At 67.3% G+C, this 20,361-nt stretch carries 20 protein-coding genes; 9 read left to right on the forward strand and 11 right to left on the reverse strand.

The features are described 5' to 3' along the window. Positions 1-41: 41 nt before the first annotated feature. The 4 genes from AC5JDC_RS05825 to AC5JDC_RS05840 form a co-directional block, all read right to left on the reverse strand. On the reverse strand, positions 42-677 hold the full coding sequence (locus AC5JDC_RS05825) for a hypothetical protein (protein WP_495839953.1): 636 nt from the start codon (positions 675-677) through the stop codon (positions 42-44). Continuing rightward, a complete protein-coding gene (gene fliI, locus AC5JDC_RS05830) occupies positions 658-2,022 on the reverse strand; it encodes a flagellar protein export ATPase FliI (protein WP_495839955.1) in 1,365 nt (454 codons plus the stop codon). Before fliI ends, AC5JDC_RS05825 begins: the two co-directional genes overlap by 20 nt. Positions 2,023-2,140: 118 nt before the next feature. Then, positions 2,141-2,866 carry a flagellar basal-body rod protein FlgF gene (gene flgF, locus AC5JDC_RS05835; protein WP_495839957.1) on the reverse strand — a complete coding sequence of 242 codons (726 nt, stop codon included), beginning with the start codon at positions 2,864-2,866 and terminating at the stop codon, positions 2,141-2,143. Positions 2,867-2,869: 3 nt separating this feature from the next. Continuing rightward, positions 2,870-4,681: a DUF1217 domain-containing protein gene (locus tag AC5JDC_RS05840; RefSeq protein ID WP_495839959.1), complete on the reverse strand. Its 1,812-nt coding sequence runs from the start codon at positions 4,679-4,681 to the stop codon at positions 2,870-2,872. Between the two features lie 140 nt (positions 4,682-4,821). Between AC5JDC_RS05840 and motA the strand changes: the two genes are divergently transcribed. The 6 genes from motA to AC5JDC_RS05870 are packed head-to-tail and all read left to right on the forward strand — an operon-like array spanning position 4,822 to position 9,607. Further along, positions 4,822-5,703 (forward strand): flagellar motor stator protein MotA, encoded by an 882-nt coding sequence (motA, locus tag AC5JDC_RS05845; RefSeq protein ID WP_106771386.1) that lies wholly within the window; start codon positions 4,822-4,824, stop codon positions 5,701-5,703. Positions 5,704-5,729: 26 nt separating this feature from the next. Then, on the forward strand, positions 5,730-6,665 hold the full coding sequence (locus AC5JDC_RS05850) for a FliM/FliN family flagellar motor switch protein (protein ID WP_495839961.1): 936 nt from the start codon (positions 5,730-5,732) through the stop codon (positions 6,663-6,665). 24 nt (positions 6,666-6,689) lie between these two features. Then, positions 6,690-7,061, forward strand: coding sequence for a flagellar motor switch protein FliN (fliN, locus tag AC5JDC_RS05855; RefSeq protein WP_106771384.1), 372 nt, complete (start codon positions 6,690-6,692; stop codon positions 7,059-7,061). Positions 7,062-7,080: 19 nt separating this feature from the next. Further along, positions 7,081-8,082, forward strand: a complete 1,002-nt coding sequence (locus AC5JDC_RS05860) for a flagellar motor switch protein FliG (protein ID WP_106771383.1) — start codon at positions 7,081-7,083, stop codon at positions 8,080-8,082. Positions 8,083-8,099: 17 nt separating this feature from the next. Continuing rightward, positions 8,100-9,179 carry a flagellar biosynthesis protein FlhB gene (gene flhB / locus AC5JDC_RS05865; RefSeq protein WP_495839964.1) on the forward strand — a complete coding sequence of 360 codons (1,080 nt, stop codon included), beginning with the start codon at positions 8,100-8,102 and terminating at the stop codon, positions 9,177-9,179. Further along, complete coding sequence (locus AC5JDC_RS05870; protein WP_106771381.1) at positions 9,176-9,607, forward strand: BspJ family T4SS effector nucleomodulin; 432 nt, start codon at positions 9,176-9,178, stop codon at positions 9,605-9,607. Before flhB ends, AC5JDC_RS05870 begins: the two co-directional genes overlap by 4 nt. A gap of 5 nt (positions 9,608-9,612) precedes the next feature. Here the strand turns inward: AC5JDC_RS05870 and AC5JDC_RS05875 are convergent, their stop codons facing one another. Further along, complete coding sequence (locus tag AC5JDC_RS05875; RefSeq protein WP_495839966.1) at positions 9,613-10,362, reverse strand: helix-turn-helix transcriptional regulator; 750 nt, start codon at positions 10,360-10,362, stop codon at positions 9,613-9,615. Then, on the reverse strand, positions 10,359-11,072 hold the full coding sequence (locus AC5JDC_RS05880; protein WP_495839968.1) for a helix-turn-helix transcriptional regulator: 714 nt from the start codon (positions 11,070-11,072) through the stop codon (positions 10,359-10,361). Before AC5JDC_RS05880 ends, AC5JDC_RS05875 begins: the two co-directional genes overlap by 4 nt. 379 nt (positions 11,073-11,451) lie before the next feature. Between AC5JDC_RS05880 and AC5JDC_RS05885 the strand changes: the two genes are divergently transcribed. Then, complete coding sequence (locus AC5JDC_RS05885; RefSeq protein ID WP_495839970.1) at positions 11,452-12,138, forward strand: D-lyxose/D-mannose family sugar isomerase; 687 nt, start codon at positions 11,452-11,454, stop codon at positions 12,136-12,138. Positions 12,139-12,268: 130 nt separating this feature from the next. On the opposite strand, the gene AC5JDC_RS05890 is transcribed toward AC5JDC_RS05885, so the two are convergent. From AC5JDC_RS05890 to AC5JDC_RS05900, 3 genes are read right to left on the reverse strand one after another with little or no spacing between them, the layout of a single operon-like run. Beyond that, on the reverse strand, positions 12,269-12,754 hold the full coding sequence (locus AC5JDC_RS05890; RefSeq protein ID WP_495839972.1) for a hypothetical protein: 486 nt from the start codon (positions 12,752-12,754) through the stop codon (positions 12,269-12,271). Between the two features lie 24 nt (positions 12,755-12,778). Next, positions 12,779-13,837, reverse strand: a complete 1,059-nt coding sequence (locus AC5JDC_RS05895; RefSeq protein ID WP_495839973.1) for a D-TA family PLP-dependent enzyme — start codon at positions 13,835-13,837, stop codon at positions 12,779-12,781. Between the two features lie 39 nt (positions 13,838-13,876). Beyond that, positions 13,877-14,632 (reverse strand): SDR family oxidoreductase, encoded by a 756-nt coding sequence (locus tag AC5JDC_RS05900; RefSeq protein WP_495839975.1) that lies wholly within the window; start codon positions 14,630-14,632, stop codon positions 13,877-13,879. A gap of 252 nt (positions 14,633-14,884) precedes the next feature. On the opposite strand from AC5JDC_RS05900, the gene AC5JDC_RS05905 reads away from it, so the two are divergent. Then, on the forward strand, positions 14,885-15,250 hold the full coding sequence (locus tag AC5JDC_RS05905) for a RidA family protein (protein ID WP_495839977.1): 366 nt from the start codon (positions 14,885-14,887) through the stop codon (positions 15,248-15,250). A 39-nt stretch (positions 15,251-15,289) separates the two neighbouring features. Continuing rightward, on the forward strand, positions 15,290-16,525 hold the full coding sequence (locus tag AC5JDC_RS05910; RefSeq protein ID WP_495839979.1) for an amidohydrolase/deacetylase family metallohydrolase: 1,236 nt from the start codon (positions 15,290-15,292) through the stop codon (positions 16,523-16,525). A 513-nt stretch (positions 16,526-17,038) separates the two neighbouring features. On the opposite strand, the gene AC5JDC_RS05915 is transcribed toward AC5JDC_RS05910, so the two are convergent. Further along, positions 17,039-17,452, reverse strand: a complete 414-nt coding sequence (locus tag AC5JDC_RS05915) for a MerR family transcriptional regulator (RefSeq protein ID WP_495839981.1) — start codon at positions 17,450-17,452, stop codon at positions 17,039-17,041. Positions 17,453-17,988: 536 nt separating this feature from the next. Next, a complete protein-coding gene (locus tag AC5JDC_RS05920) occupies positions 17,989-20,250 on the reverse strand; it encodes a heavy metal translocating P-type ATPase (RefSeq protein WP_495839983.1) in 2,262 nt (753 codons plus the stop codon). Between the last annotated feature and the right edge of the window lie 111 nt (positions 20,251-20,361).

Consider the following 20,361-nt stretch of genomic DNA (forward strand, 5'->3'; position numbering starts at 1 on the left):
CTCTAGGAGGCCAGTCTTGCGCGGGGCTTGTGGCCGGACGGTCAGTTGGCCGACAGTTCCACGATCCTCTCCCGCGACGTCACCAGCACCCAATTGCCGCCGCGCTGCTCGATCGACGCCACCTTGCTGTTGTCGGGAAGCAGCGAGCCGCGCTGCACCACCCACATGCCGGTCTCGTCGGCGATCATGGCGCGGCCGGCAGCGGCATAGACCAGCCGGTAGTCGACCGTGACTTCCGGAAACGGCTGCTCGGCAAATTGCTCGGGCGGGCCGTCGTCCTCATCGTCGTCGTCGCCGGGCGACACCGTTCCGGTCGCGAACAGGTCGAGCTGCATCGGCGGAATGTCGTCCGCCGACATCGGCGCGCCGACGCGCTCGCCGCCCGAGCCGAGCATTATCGGCGCGGTGCGCTCGCCGCCGCCCTCGAACTTCAGCGCGCGGATGCCGAATTTCTCCTGGTTGAAGAAGATGTACCAGGGGAACACGGCGCAGCCGAAGCCGAGCGCGATGCCGAGGCCGGCCACGACCAGGTCGCTGCGCTTGCGCTTGAAGGGCGGCTTTCGCGGCTTCGACTGCCGCCGGCGGAACAGCCGCGCGACACTCCACCGGCGTGCCGGCGCGGTGCGTGCCGTTTCGGCCGAACGGTGTGGCGATTCCTCAGCCCGGCTGGACAACATTCGGCTTCTCCCTGGCTTTGAGGTGACGGGCGAGGTCGGCGAACGGATCGGCCGACGGCGGATCGCCTGGCGACTGGTTGAGCGCCTCGTAGATCGTCGGCACCTGGCGCACAGCCATGTCGAGATCGGGATCGGCACCCGGCTGGTAGGCACCGAGCAGGCGGATGTCGCGCGTGTCCTCGAAGCGCGCGATCATCGCTTTCAGCCGCGCCACCAGCGCGCGCTGGTCGCCGCTCCAGGCCTTTTGCGCCAGGCGCGAGATCGACGACAGCGGGTTGACGGCGGGGAAGCGACCTTGCTCGGCGATCGTCCGGTCGAGCACGACATGGCCGTCGAGGATGCCGCGCACCGCGTCGGAGATCGGGTCGTTGTGGTCGTCGCCGTCGACCAGCACCGAGATGATGGCGGTTATCGAGCCGCTTCCGTCGGCACCGGGTCCGGCGCGCTCCAGCAGCTTCGGCAGGTCGGTGAAGACCGAGGGCGGATAGCCGCGCGAGATCGGGGGCTCGCCGGTGCCGATCGCCACCTCGCGCAGCGCATGGGCGAAGCGGGTGATGGAATCCAGCACCAGCAGCACGCGATGGCCCTGGTCGCGAAAATGTTCGGCGACGCGCATGGCCGTGTCCGGCGCGCGCTTGCGCATCATGGCGCTCTCGTCGCTGGTGGCGACGACGGCCACCGTCTTCCTCATGTTGCGCTCGCCGAGCGTGTCCTCCAGGAACTCGCGCACCTCGCGGCCGCGCTCTCCCACCAGCGCGACGATGACGGTGTCGAAGGCTCCCGCCGAAGCCAGCATGGCCAGCAGCGTCGACTTGCCGACGCCGGAGCCGGCGAAGACGCCGAGGCGCTGGCCGAAGCAGATCGGCGTGAAGATGTCGACGACGCGAACGCCGGTGCGGAAGCCGGTCTCGACGCGCTGGCGCGACAGCGCCGACGGCGGCGCCGTGTCGGCGGCCCGACGCGGGTCGCCCTCGACCAGCGTGGCGCCATTGTCGATGGCGCGGCCGAGCGCGTCGATCACGCGGCCGCGCCAGCTCGCATGCGGGGTAACCGCGAACGGTCCGTGCACCATGACCAGGTCGCCGATGCCGGCGTCCGAGGCGCGGTCGAAGGGCGCGACCAGGACCTCGTCCGCGCCAATCTGCACGACCTCGCCGCGGCGGGCCGCGCCATGGCCGCGCAATTCCACCATGTCGCCCAGCCGCGCCGCCGCCGAAAGCCCGCGCACGCGATAGTGCGTCGGCGAGACCTCGACGACCTTGCCGCCGCGCCGCACCAGCGTGCGCTCGTCGCGGAAGCGCAGCCAGCTCCGTTCCAGAAGGTCGAGAGGGTCAGGCATCGGCATGGCCGAGAGGCCTGGCTGAGGAGTTGCTGTCACCGTAAGCGTCCGACCGGCTGTAGGTTCATGATTTTGCGCATGTCTTTATCCCGCCGCCGCTGCACGCTTTCGAGAGACGTCCGTTCTAGGTTTTCGATCCCAGCGTGGTGATCGCCTCGCTGAGCGTCCGGTCGGTGCCGCGGATTGCCGCCGCGACATTCTCGAAGGCGCGCTGGACCATGATCAGGCGCGCCATCTCCTGCATCGGATTGACGTTGGATTCCTCCAGGAAGCCCTGGGCCACGCCGATGTCGTTGCGATCGATCACCGGTTCGGGCGCGCCGGACGGCACGATGCCGGAATTGCCGTAGCGGACGAAATTCTCGCCGGGATCGAAATTGAACAGGCCGATAGCGCCGACCGGCTGGCCGTTCTGGGTAAGCCCGCCGTCGGCACCGGAGCTCGGCGTTCCGTTCTGCGGATCGAGCTGGATCGGCGCGCCGCCGGCATCGAGCACGGGATGGCCCTGCAGGGTGACGAGCTCGCCGGTGTCGAGCATGGTGAAGCGGCCGTCGCGCGTCATCACGACGCCGGCAGGGGTCTCGATGCCAAACCAGGCGTCGCCCTGGATGGCGAAGTCGAATGGATTGCCGGTCTCGCGCAACGCGCCGATCTGCGTCGACATGAAGGTGTCGCCGGAAGAGCTGAAGGAAACGGCCTTCTGGCCGATGCCGGTGACCATGTCCTCGAACTTGACGCCGGTGGCGCGGAAGCCGACCGTGCCGGCATTGGCGACATTGTCGGCGATCGTATTCAAGCGGCGTTCGAGCGCGACCTGCGAGGACAGCGCGACATAAAGGGCGTCCTGCACGGCCTATCTCCGCATGCTCTGGATGGAAAACAGCAGGTTGGTGGAGATGCCGTACTCGACCGGCTGGCTGAACAGGATCGAGGTCGCCGCCTGCGCCGGAGAGGTCGGATTTGCGATTTCCCAGAGGGAGGTGAAACGGGTGAGGAATTTTTCGAGCGCTTGCGGGTCGCTGAAATCCTTGATGTCCAGCTTCTCCTCGAAGAACTTGACCTGGCGGTCGATGTCGGCGGAGGCGAAGGAGTCGGGCAGCGACAGGGCGGTCCGCACCACCTGAGCCAGGGCGGGATCGGCCAGCACCTGATAGAAGTTGGTGATGCCGGACGCCTTGCGTTCGAAATAGAGGGCCAGGCGGACGCCTTCGTTGCGATTGCCCGCATCCTCCTCGAGCGTCTGGCGCATGAACTTGTCGATCGCCGGCAGCTGCGCGGGGGTGATGGTGGTCGCCTTCTCGCCGTATTCGGCGAAGTTGAAGGCCGCGACGAAACCGGCGTAACGCTTGTCGGTCAGCTTGTTGGCGGGGCTAGCCGGATCGCTGACGCCGCCCTCCAGCATCTGGCGGATGCGCTGCGGCGTCTCGACCGCCGGATCGAGGCCGTAGGACGACAGCGCGAAATTCAGCAGGCGCCTGTCGGCCATCATGTCGTCGATGGATTCGAGCTTGCCGACATTGGCCAGGTAGTAGGCCGTCTCAGCCTTGACGTAGTCGGCGCCCGGCCTAACCAGTCCCAGCTCGGACAGCGCGCCGTGGAGGCGAGGCGTCTCCTTCGTCACCGCGTCGCGCGTCGTCGTCTGCGTTCCGTGTTCGACGAAGTCGAAGGCGCCGACGAAGGCGGCGTAGCGCTTGTCGGCCAGCAGGTTCGCCGGACTGTCCGCATCGGTGACGCCGCCTTCCAGCATCTCGCGGATGGTCGCCGGCTTTTCGGTGGCGGCGTCGAGCCCGTAGGCGGCCATCGCGTAGGTGAGCAGCCTGGTGTCGCGCATCAGGCCGTCGATCGACGTCACCTTGCCGATATTGGCTGCGTAGTAGGCGGCCTCGGCCTTGACGTGGTCGGCATGCGGCCTGATCAGCACCATCTCGGTGAGGGCGACGTATTGCTGCGGGACGGTCTTCTGCACGGCGTCGCGCGCCGTCGTCCCGGCGCCGTGCTCGGCGAAGTTGAAGGCGCCCACAAAGGCCGCCCAGCTCTTGTCCGCCAGCCTGTTGGCGGGGCTCTGCGGGTCGGCGACGCCGCCTTCGAGCATCTCGCGGATCCGCGCAGGCGTCTCGGTCGTGGCGCTCAGCCCGAACGTCGCCATCGCATAGGTGAGCAGCCGCTGGTCGCCGAGAAGGTCGTCGATCGACTTTATGCTGCCGATGTTCGCCACAAAGTTCGCCGTTTCGGCCTGATAGAAGCGGAAGCCCTCCTGGCCCATCGCCAGGTCGACCTGCAGGCCGAAATTCTTCGGCACCTCGTGCTGGGCCCTGTTGTAGATGGTGGCCTGCTCGCCGAGCTTCTCGAAATTGTAGGTGGCCGCGAATTCCGCGTAGCGCTTGTCGGTCAGCTTGTTGGCGAAGCTGTCGGGATCGCTGACGCCCTCCTTCAGCACCTTGACCATGAACGCCTTGGCGTAGGCCATGTCGCTGAGGCCGTGCGCCTTCATGGCATAGCGGAACAGCCGGTCGTTGTTGACGAACTCCTCGACGGTTTTCACCTTGCCGATGTTGTCGAGGTAGTAGGCCGTCTCGCGCTCGACCTGAGGCTGTCGCTCGACGCGGTCGATGGCCTTGCCCATGTCCCTGGCGATCAGCCGATAGTCCAGATAGGTGTTTATCACGCGCCCCGACTCCGCAGCCTACTGTCGCCACGATAGGTCAAGTTGCTTGCGCGAAGCTGAATCGCGCCGCGCTTTCAAGCCTCACGCAAGGCAGGTCGGCTAGCCCTAGAGGCTGGCATCATGATGCGAAGGGTTTTCGCGTGGGCATTCTGATCGGATTGGTGGTGACGCTGGGTTGCGTCCTCGGCGGCTTCATGGCCATGGGCGGCCATATCGACGTCCTGATGCAGCCCTGGGAGCTCGTCATCATCGGCGGCGCGGCGGTCGGCACCTTCCTGGTCGCCAACCCGATGTCGACGGTCAAGGACACCGGCACGGCCATGCTGGAGGCCTTCAAGCAGGCCGTACCGAAGGAGAAGGATTATCTCGAGACGCTGGGCGTGCTGCACAGCCTGATGCGTGAGCTGCGCACGAAATCGCGCAGCGAGGTCGAGGCGCATATCGATGATCCCGACAACTCCGCGATCTTCCAGGCCTTCCCCTCGGTGCTGAAGCGCTACGACCTCACGCATTTCATCTGCGACTACTGCCGGCTGATCATCATCGGCAATGCCCGCTCGCACGAGATCGAGGCGCTGATGGACGAGGAGATCCAGACGATCCGCTCCGACAAGCTGAAATCCTATCACGCCATGGTGCAGATCGGCGACGGCCTGCCGGCGCTGGGCATCGTCGCGGCGGTGCTGGGGGTGGTCAAGGCGATGGGCGCGCTCGACCAGTCGCCGGAAATCCTCGGCGCGTTGATCGGCGCCGCACTGGTCGGCACCTTCCTCGGCATCTTCCTCTCCTATGCGGTGGTCGGGCCGATCGCCACCAAGATCAAGATCGTGCGCGAGAAGAACAACCGCCTCTACATCATCGTCAAGCAGACGCTGCTCGCCTACATGAACGGCTCGCTGCCGCAGGTCGCCATCGAGTTCGGCCGCAAGACCATCTCGTCCTACGACCGGCCTTCGATCGACGCGGTCGAGCAGAGCACGCTGAACACGGGCGCCATCGACATGACCAAGAAGGCCGCCTGAGCGATGCCGGCGCAGGCGGAACGCAGATGACCGGCTCCCTCAACCCCGCCGACATGCGCGCCTATATCGTCGAGCGGCTCGTCGGCGCCACCGGCGAGACGGGTCACGTCATCACCACGGCGCGGGCGCTCGCCGAGCGGGTGCTGCCGGGAATCCGCAAGGGATTGGCAGGCAGCCTGTCGGCGCCGGTGAGCGTCGAGATCGGCAGCGTGGACGTGACGCGCCTCACGGCGGCGCGGCCTGCGCAGGAGGACAACGGCGCGATGACGGTCGTCGCCTCGCCGAGCTCGCCCGACGCCCTGGTGCTCGTCGCCGATTCGCGTGCGATCGCGATCCTGGTGTCGGCGCTGTTCGGCGGCGATCCGGATATTCCCGTCGCGCCGATCGAGCGGCCGCTGTCGCCGACCGAGATCGAGGTGGCGACGATGACGTTCGAGGAGGTGGCGAAGGCCGTCAACGGGTCCGGTCCGCGCGCCTTCGGCCTCAAGCTGCCGGTGCCCGCGGCCTTCGCCGGGGCCGATCTCGACGCCCGCGTCATGCGCGACGGTCCGGCGGTCCGCATCGACCTCGCGGTGGCCGCCGGTCCCAGTTCGGGCCGCATCTCGCTGTTCATGCCGCAGCGGGTCCTGCTCAAGCATCGCGGCGGTCCCGTGGCGCCCGGCCAGGCTGCCGGAAGCGAGCGCGATTGGGGCGAGCGCTTCGGCGAGGAGATCATGCGCTCCTCCGTGACGCTGGAAGCGACCATGCCGCTCGCCCGCATGACGCTTGCCGAGGTCGCCTGCCTGCGCCCGGGCCAGGTGATCGAACTCGGCGACGACGCCCATCATGCGGCAAAGCTGTCAGCCCGGCACAAGACTCTTTTCGTATGCGAGTTCGGCAAGCTCGGCCAGAACTACACCGTGCGGGTCCGGCAGGCATTCGATGTCCGGCAGGATCTCATCGACGGACTGGCGCAGGGCTGAGCAGGGGTAGTGAAGGAGGCTTCGATGAGCGACGGCGGCAAGGCGGCGGTGCAGGACCAGGGCGAGGAGCAGCTCAACCGCGCGATCGAGGAACTGCGCGGCGTTCTCAACGAGGATGCGGGTGCCCAGCGGCCCGCCGCCGCGCCCAACGCCGGCATCATCATGAACATCCCGGTCGAGGTGCAGATCGTGCTCGGCAGCACCGACATGGCGGTGTCGGAGCTGATGGCCTTGCAGAAGGGCTCGACGGTCGCGCTTAACCGGCGCGTCGGCGAGCCGGTCGACGTCACCGTCAACGGCCGCCGCATCGCCCGCGGCGAGATCACCGTGCTCGACAGCGACCCGTCGCGGTTCGGCATCCGCCTGACCGAGATCATCGCCACGGGCTCAGTGTGAGTTCGGAGCCAGCATCGCCATGACCTCGCTCAATCTCACACGCGCGCAGAAGGCCGCGGCCATCCTCGTCGCCATGGGCAAGCCGTCGGCCAGCCGCCTGCTGAAATTCTTCAAGCAGGAAGAACTCAAGGCGCTGATCGAAGGCGCCCGGCTTCTCAAGACTATCCCTCAAGGCGAGCTCGAGCGCATCGTCGCGGAGTTCGAGGCCGAGTTCATGGAGGGTGCCGGCCAGCTCGATTCGGCCGACCAGATCGACGACATCCTCAACGATACGCTGTCGCCGGAGGAGGTGCAGGCGATCATGGGGCAGGGCAAGACGGCGGCGAATCAGCCGCCTCCGGTCTGGAGCGAGCTAGACAAGCTCGAGCCCGCGCGCATCGCCGCGTTCCTCGCGGGCGAGCATTCACAGACCTCGGCCCTGATCCTGTCGAAGGTGGCGCCGGGGACGGCCGCCAACGCGCTGCTCGCTCTCGACAAGCCGCTGCGCGGCGAGGTCGTCAAGCGCATGATGTCGATCTCCAACATTCCCGAGGCGGCGACACGCCTCATCGAGACGCAGTTGCGCAGCCGCGTGCTCGGCGAAAGCAACGTCAAGGATACCTCCGCCGGCCAGAGCCGGGTCGCCAACCTGCTCAACGAGATGGACAAGCCCCAGCTCGACGAGGTGATGCAGGATCTGGAGGCGGCGGGCACGCCCGACCTGGAGGCGGTGCGCGCCCGTCTGTTCTCCTTCGAGGACATTCCGTTGCTGGCGCAGCGGGCCCGCGTCACCCTTTTCGACGGCCTGTCGACGGAGCTGGTCACGCTCTGCCTGCGGCAGGCGCCGCCGCATCTGGCGGAAGCCGTGCTCTCGGCGATCGGCGCCCGCTCCCGCCGCATGATCGAGGCCGAGCTGAGCCAGGGACCGGAAGGCATCCAGACGGCGGACATCCTGCGGGCCCGCAAGACGGTCGCGGCGACGGCGCTGCGGCTGTCGCGCGACGGCGTGATCGAGCTTCCCTCCATGCAGGCCGCGGCCTGATCGTCGGTTGAGCCGTCATGTCCGAGGCCGCCGACAAGGACAGCAAGACAGAGGAAGCGACCGAGAAGAAGATCCGCGACACGATCGAGAAGGGCAAGCTGCCGGTCTCGCGCGAAACCCCGCTGCTCGCCTCCTTCCTCGCCATCCTCTTCTTCTTCGTCTTCTTCGCCCAGCAGAAGGCCGGCGAGCTCGGCAGCTTCCTGGCGCTGTTCCTCGAACGGCCGGAGGCATGGCCGCTCGACACGGCGGCGGACGTCGCGACGCTCTACGGCGTGGTGCTGATCGAGATCGGCAAGGCCATCGTCGCGCTGGTGCTGATGCTGATGGCCGCCGGCTTCGCCGCCTCCGCGCTGCAGAACCTGCCGCAGTTCGTCGGCGAGCGCATCCGGCCGCAGGCCTCCCGGATATCGCTGAGCGAAGGCTGGAAACGGCTCTTCGGCATCCAGGGCTTCGTCGAATTCGCCAAGTCGCTCGGCAAGCTGGTGCTGGTCACGCTGGTGCTGGTCTTCATCCTGCGCGGCGACGTCGTCACGCTGCTGTCGGGCATGATCACGCAGCCGGTGGCGTTCGGCCTGGTGATCCGCGGCATCGCCATCGACATCGTCGTCGCCATCGTCGCCGTCATGGCCGTGATCGCCGCGGTCGACCTCGTCTGGTCGCGCTTCCATTGGCGGCAGGAACTGCGGATGACGCGGCAGGAGGTGAAGGACGAGCACAAGCAGTCGGAAGGCGACCCGATCGTCAAGTCGCGGCGGCGCTCGCTGGCGCGCGACCGGGCGCGGCGGCGCATGATGATTTCGGTGCCGAGCGCGACGCTGGTGATCGCCAACCCGACCCACTATGCGATCGCGCTGCGCTACGTGCGCGAGGAGAACTCGGCACCGGTGGTGCTCGCCAAGGGACAGGACCTGATCGCGCTGAAGATCCGCGAGATCGCGGCCCAGAACAACATACCCGTCTTCGAAGACGTCGCGCTCGCCCGCTCCATGTACAAGCAAGTTTCGATCGATAGCGTGATACCGCAGCAGTTCTACCAGGCGGTCGCCGAGTTGATCCGCATCGTCTACGCCAAGCAGGCTCCGAAAAAGGTACCATGATCCGACAGTCGCATGCATCGTCCCGCGAGATCATCGTCGCCGAGGCCATCGCGGACATCGTCCGCGAATTGCGGATGGTCGACGTGGCCGACTACATCGCCTTCATCCGGCTCGAACACTTCGCCTGTATTTCGGACCTGGTCGATTCCGCGGCGGAGCTGTTCTTCCTGCCGCGTACCTTCCGGCTCGGCAATGGCGGCCAGGCCCATGTCGACTGGTCGACGATACCGCGCATCGAGCTTGACCTGGAACTCAGGCCGCGCGGCGCTGCGGTCTATTTCACCCTGACGCTCTGCGACGCCGATGCGTCGGTGGAGGTGAACTACGTCGCTTTCGACGATCCGGACCCGGATCCGGAGAAAAATACGGCCTTCCTGGTCACCGCGATCGAGGCGGCGCGCATCCGGCGCTCGGAGCCGGCGGTCTGACGGTACTATTCGAACAGGCCGAGCTTGAGCGCCTTGGCGACCGCATGCGTGCGGTTGGCGGCGTTCAGCTTCTGCGTCGAGTTGGTCAGGTATTGGTTCGCGGTGTGAACCGACAGCTTCAGCGACGCCGCGATCTGCTCGCTGGTCATTCCGTTGGCGCTGAGCTTTAGGCATTCGAGCTCGCGCTTGGAGACGGCTGGCGCCTTGCGCGATTTGTCCGGCCTGATCCGCATCGCGGCTCCGAACAGCGAGTAGCAGCGCGCGTGTACATCGAGGCATTGATCGTCCGATAGCGCGATCTCGGATCCGAGGAAGGCCACCAGCCCGCATCGGCCCCGATCGGCCGACACCGGGAAGGCGATGCCGGCAGGCGAGGGGCCGTTCAGGCGCTTCGCCATCGGAAGCTGCAGGAAGGCGTCGGCGGACGCGCTGCCGTCGGCGGCCCACCACAGCGGCAGCGCCGACGTGCGCGCATGCCGGACGATCTCTTCGCTGATGCCGTCCCACATCCGGATGGTTGCGGAGGAATCGGAAGGATGATCGGGATCGAGGAGGGGCACCAGGCCGTTGCGCTCGCCCGCCGGGCCGACGACGAAAAGGCTGAAGGCGGCGGCGTTGATATCGAGCGCGATCCAGCGGCAGTGGCCGATCACGTCCGCGATGGTGGGCGTGCGCTTGGCTTCGCTGTCGGGTCCGGCAGCGCCGAAGGGATTCCTGTGTTCCTCCACAGGCGCGCGTGCGAGCGACCGCGTCAAATGATGCCGCTCCGTATGGCTGTGGCGACCGCCATGACCCGGTTGGTGGCCGCGAACTTCTGGATCGCGTGGGTCACGTAGCCGTTCACCGTATTGGACGAGACGCCGAGGATGACCGCCACCTCGTCGGTCGTCTTGCCCTCCGAGACCCAGTGCAGGCACTCGCGCTCACGGTCGGAAAGCGGATCGTGCTGGGTGGTGGCCGCGAGCAGGTCCGGCACCTGCGACAGGGCGTGGCAGCAGCGCATCTGCGCCCGCGTCAATTCGGCAGGATCGAGGCGATCGGCTTCCTCGGTCGAGAACAGCAGGTAGAGCTGCTGGCGGCCGACATTGAGGCGGAGCGGGAAGATCTCGCCGTGGCCGAGCACGTCGAGCATTCTGCACTGCTCGCCGTCCAGGACCCCGGCAATCCCCATTGCCCGCGACGGGACGACGGCTTGGGGGCGTGTGCCCGGCGGCGCCGCCAGGCTGCTTTCGGCGATCGCCGCTATGGTGCGATGGCCGATGACCTGGATCGCGTCATACACCCAGTTGGAGGCGACGATGCGGACGTCGCTTCTGTGCTGATCGTGCAACACGGCAACCAGCATGTAGCTGTCGGCTCCGATCCGCTGGCACAACGCCATCAGGAACGCGGTCAGGTCGCCGCGCGAAGCAAGCGGTTTCCCGGATGCCGCCGGAAACGCAGTCTGATAGCCAAGCCCCGTCATTTCGCCCGCGAGAAGCCCGAATCGCCCCAACTGCCCGGACCCGGAGACCGGGATCGGACATGAAAACGCATCACTTGTTACGAGAAGCGCGCTTCCGCCGATGGACGGAAGGCGAACCCACCCCGAACCCCATGCCCCCGAGCCTCCTGGGAGACCCGCTTGCCTGTCGAGCACGCTGGTGTTGCGGCCACCGCGCCCGACTGATTCGCATTTAATTTAACTGCTCGCGAATCGGACATCAAACGCCGAAATCACAAAAAAACCGCAAAATGAAACCGGCTTGCCGAAGCTGCGGCCACCTGCCTCCACCACGAATCCCGGTCTTGCGGGACGGCCGATTCCGGGGCATGACCTAGTCTCGCGCATCCGGGAGGACAGAATGAAGCGCTCGCGTATCAACGAGATCATCCGCGAAGGCGATGCCTTCATCCGCTCTTTCGGCTATGTGATGCCGCCCTTCGCCTACTGGACGCCCGAACAGCTCAGGGAGCGCCGGCCGGAAGGCATCATCGGTGCGCGGCTCGGCTGGGATATCACCGACTACGGCCAGGAGAAATTCGACGAGCTCGGCCTGTTCCTGTTCACGGTGCGCAACGGCCGCGCCGAGGATCTGGCGAAGGGCACGGGCATGCTCTACGCCGAGAAGATCATGATCTCGCGCAAGGACCAGCTTTCGCCCATGCACCGCCATGTCGTGAAGGCGGAGGACATCATCAACCGGGGCGGCGGCAGGCTGGTGCTCGAGCTGTTCATGCCCGCCGAGGACGGCGGCGTCGATCGCCACCGGGAGGTCGAGGTGCCGACGGACGGGGTGATGCGCAAGCTGCCGGCCGGCGGCCTGCTGACGCTCGATCCCGGCGAGAGCGTGACGCTGCTGCCCGGCGTCTGGCACGCCTTCTGGGGCGAGGGCGGCGACGTGCTGATCGGCGAGGTGTCTACGGTCAACGACGACCTCACCGACAACATCTTCACCCAGCCGATCGGCCGGTTCTCCAACATCGAGGAGGACGAGCCGCCGCTGCACCTTTTGGTGTCCGATTACGACAGCCACATCCTGTCGCGGTGAAGATGGACGAAAGAACGCCTGATTTTCAGGCCGAACCTCCTGATTTTCAGTCGATTTCGACGCGTTCCGTTCGGCATTTGACCGGCTTTTCGCTTCGACAGACGCGTTTTTCGCCTTGCCCGCGTGTCTCCTATCGTCCCAGCGGGTGCGGCATGTAGCCGACGAAGCCGGCGATCCCCCAGCGGCCGTCGACCCTGCGGCAGAAATACAGCGTCTGCCAGTTGAGCCGGTCGGCCTGGCCGCCGGGTTTGGCGACCGAGCCGTTGAACTTCTTGTGCAGGACGGCACGGTCGCCCTGGACGTCGATGTCGCGCATGTTGGTGATGCGGAACAGCGCGTCGCGCAGCGGCTCGGCGAACTCGCTCGCCGCCGTTTCCCGGGCCTGCCGCAGCCATTCGTCGCGATAGGCCTCCAGCGTGGGGAATTGCAGGCGCCAGGCGTCGGCGTCGTCGAGGAAATGCGCGTGCATGCCGAAAAAACTGTCGGCGATGAAGTCTTCCTCCACCATCGACCAGTTGGCGGCCAGGAAAGCGTCGATGTCGCGCCGCACCAGCATCTCCCACAGCGCGTGACGGTCCGGGTCACCGGCCGGAAACGGGTTGCTGTCGAAGGTCATCGTGCTCTCCGCTCGATCAAGCCGTCAGCCCATGCGGCCGCGCGCCGCCACCGGCAACTGCTCCACGACCTCGCCGTCCTCCACCAGGTTCACGGCGTCGAACAGGTTGGAGACGACGCAGACGTGGTTGGGGATGATTTTGAGCTTGTCGCCGATCGCCGGCCGCGCCGCGCAGCCGGAAAAATCGGCGATGGCGTGCTCCTCGTTGAGTGTCGTGATGACGGCTTCCGGGTATTCGACGATGTAGCCGTGGCCCGGCGCCGGCGAGAGATCGGCGGCGAGCGCCTTCGAGCCGGCGTCGAGGATGACCCTGTCCGGCGTCGGCCGGCTGACCACGGTGGCCAGCACCGTCAGCGCGCAATCGGCCAGCGTGCCGTGGCCGAAGGCCGCCTGCATGCGATCGGAATAGATGTAGGTGCCGGGCCGGAGCTCGGTCGCGGCGGTGAAGACCTGGTCGGCGTAGAAATCCGGGGAATTGCCGACTGAGACCCGGGGCACGTCCATCCCCTCCGACCGGAACAGCGCCAGCGCATCGTGAAGCCAGGCGTCGACCTCGGCCACCTTGCCGCGCGGCGGGTAGGTCATCAGGCCGCCGAATCGCAGGCCGGGATGGGAGGCGATGCGCCGCGCCAGCGCCAACGCATCCGCCGGCGACTGCACGCCGCAGCGCCCGCCGCCGGTGTCGCATTCGACCAGCACGGTCAACGGCCGCGAAGGATCGGTGAAGACGCCGCCATAACCTTCCACCGTGTCGGCGCTGTCGGCGACCACCGACAGCGTCACCCGGCGGTGCAGCGCCAGCAGCCGCTCGAGCTTCTGCCGGCCGACGATGTTGAAGGTGATGAAGATGTCGGAGATCCCGGCATCCGCCATCACCTCGGCCTCGCCGATCTTCTGGCAGGTGACGCCTGCCGCACCGAGTTCGACCTGCCGTATGGCGAAGAGCGGCAGCTTGTGGGTCTTGATGTGCGGCCGCAGCCTCACGCCCAGGGCATCGGCGCGTCTCTGCGCCCGCCGCAGATTTGCTTCCGCAATGCGCCGGTCGATCACCACCGCCGGCGTGTCCAGATCCTCTACGCGCATCGCCTTGTCTCCCGTCCCGAACAGAGCGTCTCGACCATGCTACGAAATCTGCTCGAGGAATGGCAGGTTGCCGGCCATCAGCCCGGCATCGACGTTCAATGCGACGCCGGTGATGCCGCTCGCGGCCGGCGACGCCAGGAAGACGGCGGCGCGCGCCACCTCGTCCGGCTCCACCAGCCGTCCGAGCGGGTAGAGTTTTCCTACCGAGGCGAGGATTTGCGGGTTCTCGGCTATGCGGTGGTCCCAGGCGCCGGTGCGGATCGAGCCGGGGACGACGGCGTTGGCGCGGATGCCGTTGCGGCCTTCCTCGGTGGCGATGGCGCGCATCCAGGCGATCAGCCCGGCCTTCGCGGCGGAATAGGCGGGGTTGCCGAAATGCGCCTGCGCATTGACCGAGGCGATGAAGACGAAGGCGGCGCCACCTGGCTGGTTACGCATCGACGGCAGCAGCGCCTGCGACAGAAGGGCGGCGCTGCGGAAATTCAAGTTCATCTCGCGGTCGAGCGCCTCGGCGGTGACCGCTTCCAGCGTCTCGGCGCGTGTCCAGCCGGCATTGGAGATGACAGCGGCGGGGGGCTCGCCAACGCTCACGCGCGCCGCGAAATCAGCCAGCGCGCGGTCGTCCAGCAGGTCGAAACGATGCGCCTCGGCGATCCCCTCGGCGGAGAGGTCCATGCCTTCCAGGTCGCAGGCCACCACCCGCGCTCCGCCGGCCGCCAGGACCGCGACAAGCGCCTTGCCCAAGCCGCCGCCGGCGCCGGTGACGACCACATTGCGGCCGCCGAAATCGATCATGCGGCACTCCTTCCCTTGTGGCCCGCCTGCCGGCCGCGCAGGCCGGCGGCAGGATGCTCGCGGTTGTGTAATAAAGCAACATGGAATTCAGAAACATGTTGCTTTCTAACAAAGCTTGCATGACGATCCCTCCCCATTCTGGCATGGAATACGCCGTCGGGAGCGGCTAAACGCAAGCCGGTGTTCAGGCGGGACGTGGCCCGGCTTTCTCCGGCGGTCGCCATCTCGCATCCGGTCGAACAGGAGGATGACTTGTCCAAGCAGTGTTTCGGAACCTCGCATGTGCCGCTGTCGCCGGCGGTGAGGGCAGGGGATTTTGTCTATGTTTCCGGCCAGGTTCCGGTCGACGGCAACGGCAAGGTGGTCGAGGGCGGGATCGACGAGCAGGCAGAGCAGGTGCTGCGGAACGTCAAGGCGGCGCTGGCGCTTGCCGGTTGCGGCATGGACGACGTGGTGAAGACGACGGTATGGCTCGAGGACAAGCGGGATTTTGCCGCCTTCAACGCCGTCTATGCCCGGCACTTTCCAAAAAATCCGCCGGCGCGGACCACGGTCCAGTCGCCGCTGATGATCGACATCAAGATCGAAATCGAAGCCGTCGCGTATCGACCGGCCTGACGCCGGCGCGACCACGGCAGCAACGGAGGCCCAGCGCCCATGCCCTACGATCTGCTCCTGCGCGGCGGGCGTGTGGTCGACCCCGCGTCCGGCCTGGATGCGCCGCGCGACATAGCGATCGCCGGCGACCGCATCGCCGCCATCGAAACGGACATTCCGGCCGAGCGCGCTGACCACGTCATCGACGCGTCCGGCTGCCTGGTCACGCCGGGCCTGGTCGACCTGCACAGCCATGTCTACTGGGGCGGCACCTCGCTCGGCGTCGACGCGGACCGCCTGGCGGCGAAGAGCGGGACGACGACCTTCGTCGACGCAGGCAGCGCCGGCGCAGGCAATTTCCTCGGCTTCCGCCGCCATGTCATGGAGCGCTCGAAAGTCCGCATCCTCGCCTATGTGAACATCTCGTTTGCCGGCATCTTCGGCTTCGCCAGGACGGTGATGGTGGGCGAATGCGGGGATCTTAGGCTGTGCGATCCGCGCGAGACGGTCGCCTGCGTGCGCGAGCACGGCGAAGTCATCGTCGGCGTCAAGGTGCGAGCGGGCAAGCATGCCAGCGGCAGCAGCGGCATCGCGCCGGTCGATCTCGCGCTTGAAGCCGCCGACCGGGTCGGCCTGCCAGTCATGGCGCATATCGACGAGCCGCCGCCCGGCCGCTCCGAAGTGCTGCCGCGCCTGCGCCGCGGCGACGTGCTCACCCATTGCTTCCGGCCGTTCCCCAACGCGCCGGTGTTCGCCTCGGGGGCGGTGCGGCCGGACATGCGGCTGGCGCGCGAGCGCGGCGTGATCTTCGACATCGGCCACGGCATGGGCTCGTTCGACTTCGAGGTGGCGCGCGCCATGCTCAAGGAAGGCCTGACGCCGGACGTGATCAGCAGCGACCTGCATCTCTATTGCGTCGACGGGCCGGCCTTCGACATTCTTGTGTGCATGTCGAAGCTGATGGCGCTCGGCATGCCGCTGGCCGAGGTGCTGCGCGCCGCGACGGCGCGGCCGGCCGAGGTGATCGCGCGCCCCGACCTCGGCAGGCTGACCGTCGGCGGACCGGCCGACGTGGCGGTGCTGAAGCTGCATTCCGGCCGCTTCCCCTTCGTGGATTCGGTCGGGACGAAGCTCGAGGCGGAGCAGCGGCTGGTTTCGCAAGGCATCGTCGCCCGCGGCGTCTGGTGGCCGAACGAGGCGGCCGGCGACCTCACCGACATCGAGCGCTACACGCCCAACCGGCCGCACAGCCATGTCGAGGTCGCGGCCCGGCATTTCGGCTGCTCGCACGATTGATATCGACAAACTGTGCCCTTCAGCCGTGCGTCATCCTCGCCACGCCCTGCTTTGCAGTCTGGCCATTGAAAGGAAAGTGCGGGAAGCGGGGCGCGGGGCCGAGCCTCTCTAAGTAAATACGTGGCGCGGTGACCCGCGCCCCGCCGGCGTTCTTGCCCGTCCGCTAACCCGCATTCGCGCGACCTTCGCGGCTGGGGCCCGGGTCTCCAGCTCACGCCAGCCGCGCTACCGATTGCACGACCGACCCGGCGCCGACGCTCCCTCCTGATACCCGGTGCGCACCAGATTCCCGCAGGAAGCGGCTTTCACGGCGAGTATGCGCGAAGTTGAAAGGGAGGGGATAAAATTTTGCCCCTGAGCGACGCCCGTTGTTTTCTTCAGCTTGGCCCGAGCCGGGCAAGTCTCGGATAAGGGCCGGGGACAGTTTATTTTTTTCCGCAGAATGGCACTGCCGCTTCGAGGCTGGCGCGGGCGGAAACAAAATAAACTGTCCCCTGTGGTTCCGCCTGCCTGTCAATGCTCGCTGCCGCAGAGATCGTGGTCGGCGAGCGCGCGGATGACGTAGCAGTCGCGAACGGTGTCGCCGCGGCAATGGGTGGCGATGCGCTCCAGCTCGTTCTCCAGCCGGCGCAGTTTGGCGATCTTCTCGCGCACGGCGTCGAGCTGCTCGGCGGCGATGCGGTCGGCCTCGCCGCAAGGCCGCTCGGGATGGCGGCTGAGATCGATCAGCTCGCGGATCGCCTCGATGGTCAGCCCGAGTTCGCGCGCATGTTTTATGAAGGACAGGCGCTCCCGCTCCGTGCGGGTGTAGCGCCGCTGGTTGCCCTCCGAGCGTTCCGGCTCGGTCATCAGCCCCATCTGCTCGTAATAGCGGATGGTCGGAATCTTGACGCCGGTGGCGCGGGACAGATCGCCGATCGTCAGCATGGCGAAAACTCCATTGCTCTAGAGACTAGAGATTGGTGCGGCGGCGGGTGGCCGTCAAGATGTGTCCGCATGACGATCCGGGCAATCGCTTGAGGCAGCCGGTACGCCGCCCCTCACCCTTGCCCTCTCCGTTCGATGGGATTCGAATTCACTCATCTTCGGGTGGGGCTTACCTCGCGTGGTTGTCCGGGATTTCTGGACCGGCTCTGGTTTGCCACCGTCGAGGCATGGATTCCCGACACTCTCCGCTCGCTTCGCTCGCTCACGAGGTCGGGAATGACGGCAGTCATGGTCCGCTTCACCAAGCGGCCAACGTCTGTGATTATCGACGGCATCAGTGGATGTCGTCATTCCCGACCTCGTGAGCGAGCGAAGCGAGCGGAGAGTGTCGGGAATCCATGCCTCGACGGTGGCGAAACCAGAGCCGGTGACGATTTGGCTGCGTCTGGACAGCGCGCGAGCGACGCCCAATCCGAGACCTGTGGATGCTATAGCGGACTTCACGGGGAGGGCTAGGTCGAGGGCAGCAACCTCGTTCACCTCAGCCCCCGCCAGCCGAGCAGCCGCATGGCGTTGGCGGTGACGATCACGGTGGCGCCGGTGTCGGCGAGGATGGCGGGCCACAGGCCGGTGACGCCGATCACGGTGGTGACCAGGAACACCGCCTTCAGGCCGAGCGAGATGGCGATGTTCTGGCGGATGTTGGCCATCGTCGCGCGGGAGAGGGCGACCATGGCGGCGACGTCCGTCACCCGGCCGTGCAGGATGGCGGCGTCGGCCGTCTCCAGCGCGACGTCGGTGCCGCCGCCCATGGCGATGCCGACATCGGCGGCGGCGAGCGCCGGCGCGTCGTTGATGCCGTCGCCGACCTTGGCGACACGCTCGCCGGCCCGGCGCAACTCGCCGACGATGCGCTGCTTGTCCCGCGGCAGCAGCTCGGCGCGCGGCTCCAGCCCCAGGCCCGAGGCGATCGCCGCTGCGGTGCGCCTGTTGTCGCCGGTGAGCATGAGCGCGCCGACGCCGAGCCGGCCGAGCGCTTCTATGCCCTGGCGGGCATCGTCGCGCGGCTCGTCGCGCATCGCGATGGCGCCGGCGACGGCGCCGTCGGCGAGCAGCACCGACACCGACTTGCCCTCGTCGTTCAGCCGGCTGATGGCTTCACGAAGCTGCCGCGGCAGCCCTGAGCGCTTCTCGACCGCCTGCGGCGAGCCGAGAAAGAGTTCCACTCCGCCGACGGTGCCGGTCACGCCTTCGCCGCCGATCGCGGTGGCGTCGGCCGCCGCGCTCGGCTCGACGGCGCGCCGGCGCGCCTCGGCCAGGATCGCCTGCGCCAGCGGATGGCTGGAGCCGACCTCCAGGCCGGCGGCAAGCCGCAGCGTCTCGGCCTCGGAATGCCCGGCGGCGACGATGTCGGTCACTTTCGGCTTGCCCTCCGTGAGGGTACCGGTCTTGTCGAAGGCGACCATGGTGATTTTTCCCAGCGTCTCCAGCACGGCGCCGCCCTTCATCAGCAGGCCTCGGCGGGCTCCGGCGGACAGGCCCGCGGCGATCGCCGCCGGGGTCGAGATGACCAGCGCGCAGGGGCAGCCGATCAGCAGCACCGCCAGACCCTTGTAGATCCATTCCGCCCAGTCCTGACCGAAGCCCAGCGGCGGCACGACGGCGACCAGCGCGGCGACCACCATGACGCCCGGCGTGTACCAGGCCGAGAAACGGTCGATGAAGCGTTCGGTCGGCGCCTTCGATTCCTGCGCCTCCTCGACCAGCCGGATGATGCGGGCGATGGTGTTGTCGGCGGCGGCCGCCGTGACCTCCACGCGGATCGCCGCATCCAGGTTGATGGTGCCGGCAAAGACCGGGTCGCCCGGCGCCTTGCGCACCGGTACCGACTCGCCAGTGACGGGCGACTCGTCGAGCGCGCCCTGGCCGGTGAGGATCGTGCCGTCGGCCGGCATGCGGTCGCCGGGTCGCACCAGGATGGTGGCGCCGACCTCGAGGGTTTCCGCCGGCACCTCCACCGTCCGGCTGCCGGTTTCCAGCAGCGCGGTCCTGGGGACCAGCCTTGCGAGCGCCTTGATGCCGGCGCGGGCACGGCCGGCGGCGACGCCTTCCAGCAGTTCGCCGACGAGGAAGAGGAACACGACCGCCGCCGCCTCTTCCGCCGCGCCGATGACGGCGGCGCCGACGGCGGCGATGGTCATCAGCGTCTCGATGGTGAAGGGAGAGCCGTTGACGGCAGCCATGACGGCGCGCCGGGCGATCGGCGCCAATCCCACCGCCATGGCGGCGACGAAGGCCCAGGATGCCGTCTCCGGCACGAGTTTTGCGAGCAGGAAGGCGGCGGCGAGCGCCAGCCCGCACAGGATCGTCAGCCGCGCCTTGGCGCTCCTCCACCACGGGCCTTCCTCGCCGCCATGCGCATGCGGCCAGGCCATGGCGCCTGGCTCCGGAGCCGCGACGCGCTCGTGCTGTGCGTCCTTCCCGTGCTGGGGCTGGTGACCATGATGGCTATGGTCATGGCCGCAGCAGGCGCCATGCGTTTCCTCCGGCTGAGCGGACGCGGGGAGCGGCGGCAGCGACAGGGCCGAAACGCCGTAGCCCAGCCCTTCGATACGTCTGGCGAGGCCCGGCAGGTCGATGTCGGGACGGTGTTCGACCGTCATGGTGCCCGCGGTCACCGAGACCGAGACGTCGGTGACGCCGTCGACGCGCCGGGCCGCCGTGTCGATCTTTTTGGCGCAGCCGGCGCAGTCCATGCCCGCGACCTTGAATCGGCTCCGTTCAACCGCTTCAGTCATTTTGTGCCTTCCAGATTCATCATCCGGAGGCAGGATAATTCCTCTAGCAACTAGAGGAACAAGCGGATTCTTGCGGTGGTTTGCGATTGCCTTTCCGCCGGCCGCGGCCAA

Source organism: Kumtagia sp. (genome assembly GCF_059502445.1).

Coding starts and splice junctions, on each gene's coding strand:
- AC5JDC_RS05825 (WP_495839953.1), bottom strand. CDS start 677: ATGTTGTCCAGCCGGGCTGAGGAATCGCCACACCGTTCGGCCGAAACG.
- AC5JDC_RS05915 (WP_495839981.1), bottom strand. CDS start 17,452: ATGCTGACGATCGGCGATCTGTCCCGCGCCACCGGCGTCAAGATTCCG.
- AC5JDC_RS05900 (WP_495839975.1), bottom strand. CDS start 14,632: ATGATCGATTTCGGCGGCCGCAATGTGGTCGTCACCGGCGCCGGCGGC.
- AC5JDC_RS05920 (WP_495839983.1), bottom strand. CDS start 20,250: ATGACTGAAGCGGTTGAACGGAGCCGATTCAAGGTCGCGGGCATGGAC.
- AC5JDC_RS05860 (WP_106771383.1), top strand. CDS start 7,081: ATGACCTCGCTCAATCTCACACGCGCGCAGAAGGCCGCGGCCATCCTC.
- AC5JDC_RS05890 (WP_495839972.1), bottom strand. CDS start 12,754: ATGACCTTCGACAGCAACCCGTTTCCGGCCGGTGACCCGGACCGTCAC.
- fliN (WP_106771384.1), top strand. CDS start 6,690: ATGAGCGACGGCGGCAAGGCGGCGGTGCAGGACCAGGGCGAGGAGCAG.
- AC5JDC_RS05910 (WP_495839979.1), top strand. CDS start 15,290: ATGCCCTACGATCTGCTCCTGCGCGGCGGGCGTGTGGTCGACCCCGCG.
- AC5JDC_RS05885 (WP_495839970.1), top strand. CDS start 11,452: ATGAAGCGCTCGCGTATCAACGAGATCATCCGCGAAGGCGATGCCTTC.
- AC5JDC_RS05895 (WP_495839973.1), bottom strand. CDS start 13,837: ATGCGCGTAGAGGATCTGGACACGCCGGCGGTGGTGATCGACCGGCGC.
- AC5JDC_RS05880 (WP_495839968.1), bottom strand. CDS start 11,072: ATGACGGGGCTTGGCTATCAGACTGCGTTTCCGGCGGCATCCGGGAAA.
- flhB (WP_495839964.1), top strand. CDS start 8,100: ATGTCCGAGGCCGCCGACAAGGACAGCAAGACAGAGGAAGCGACCGAG.
- fliI (WP_495839955.1), bottom strand. CDS start 2,022: ATGCCGATGCCTGACCCTCTCGACCTTCTGGAACGGAGCTGGCTGCGC.
- AC5JDC_RS05870 (WP_106771381.1), top strand. CDS start 9,176: ATGATCCGACAGTCGCATGCATCGTCCCGCGAGATCATCGTCGCCGAG.
- AC5JDC_RS05850 (WP_495839961.1), top strand. CDS start 5,730: ATGACCGGCTCCCTCAACCCCGCCGACATGCGCGCCTATATCGTCGAG.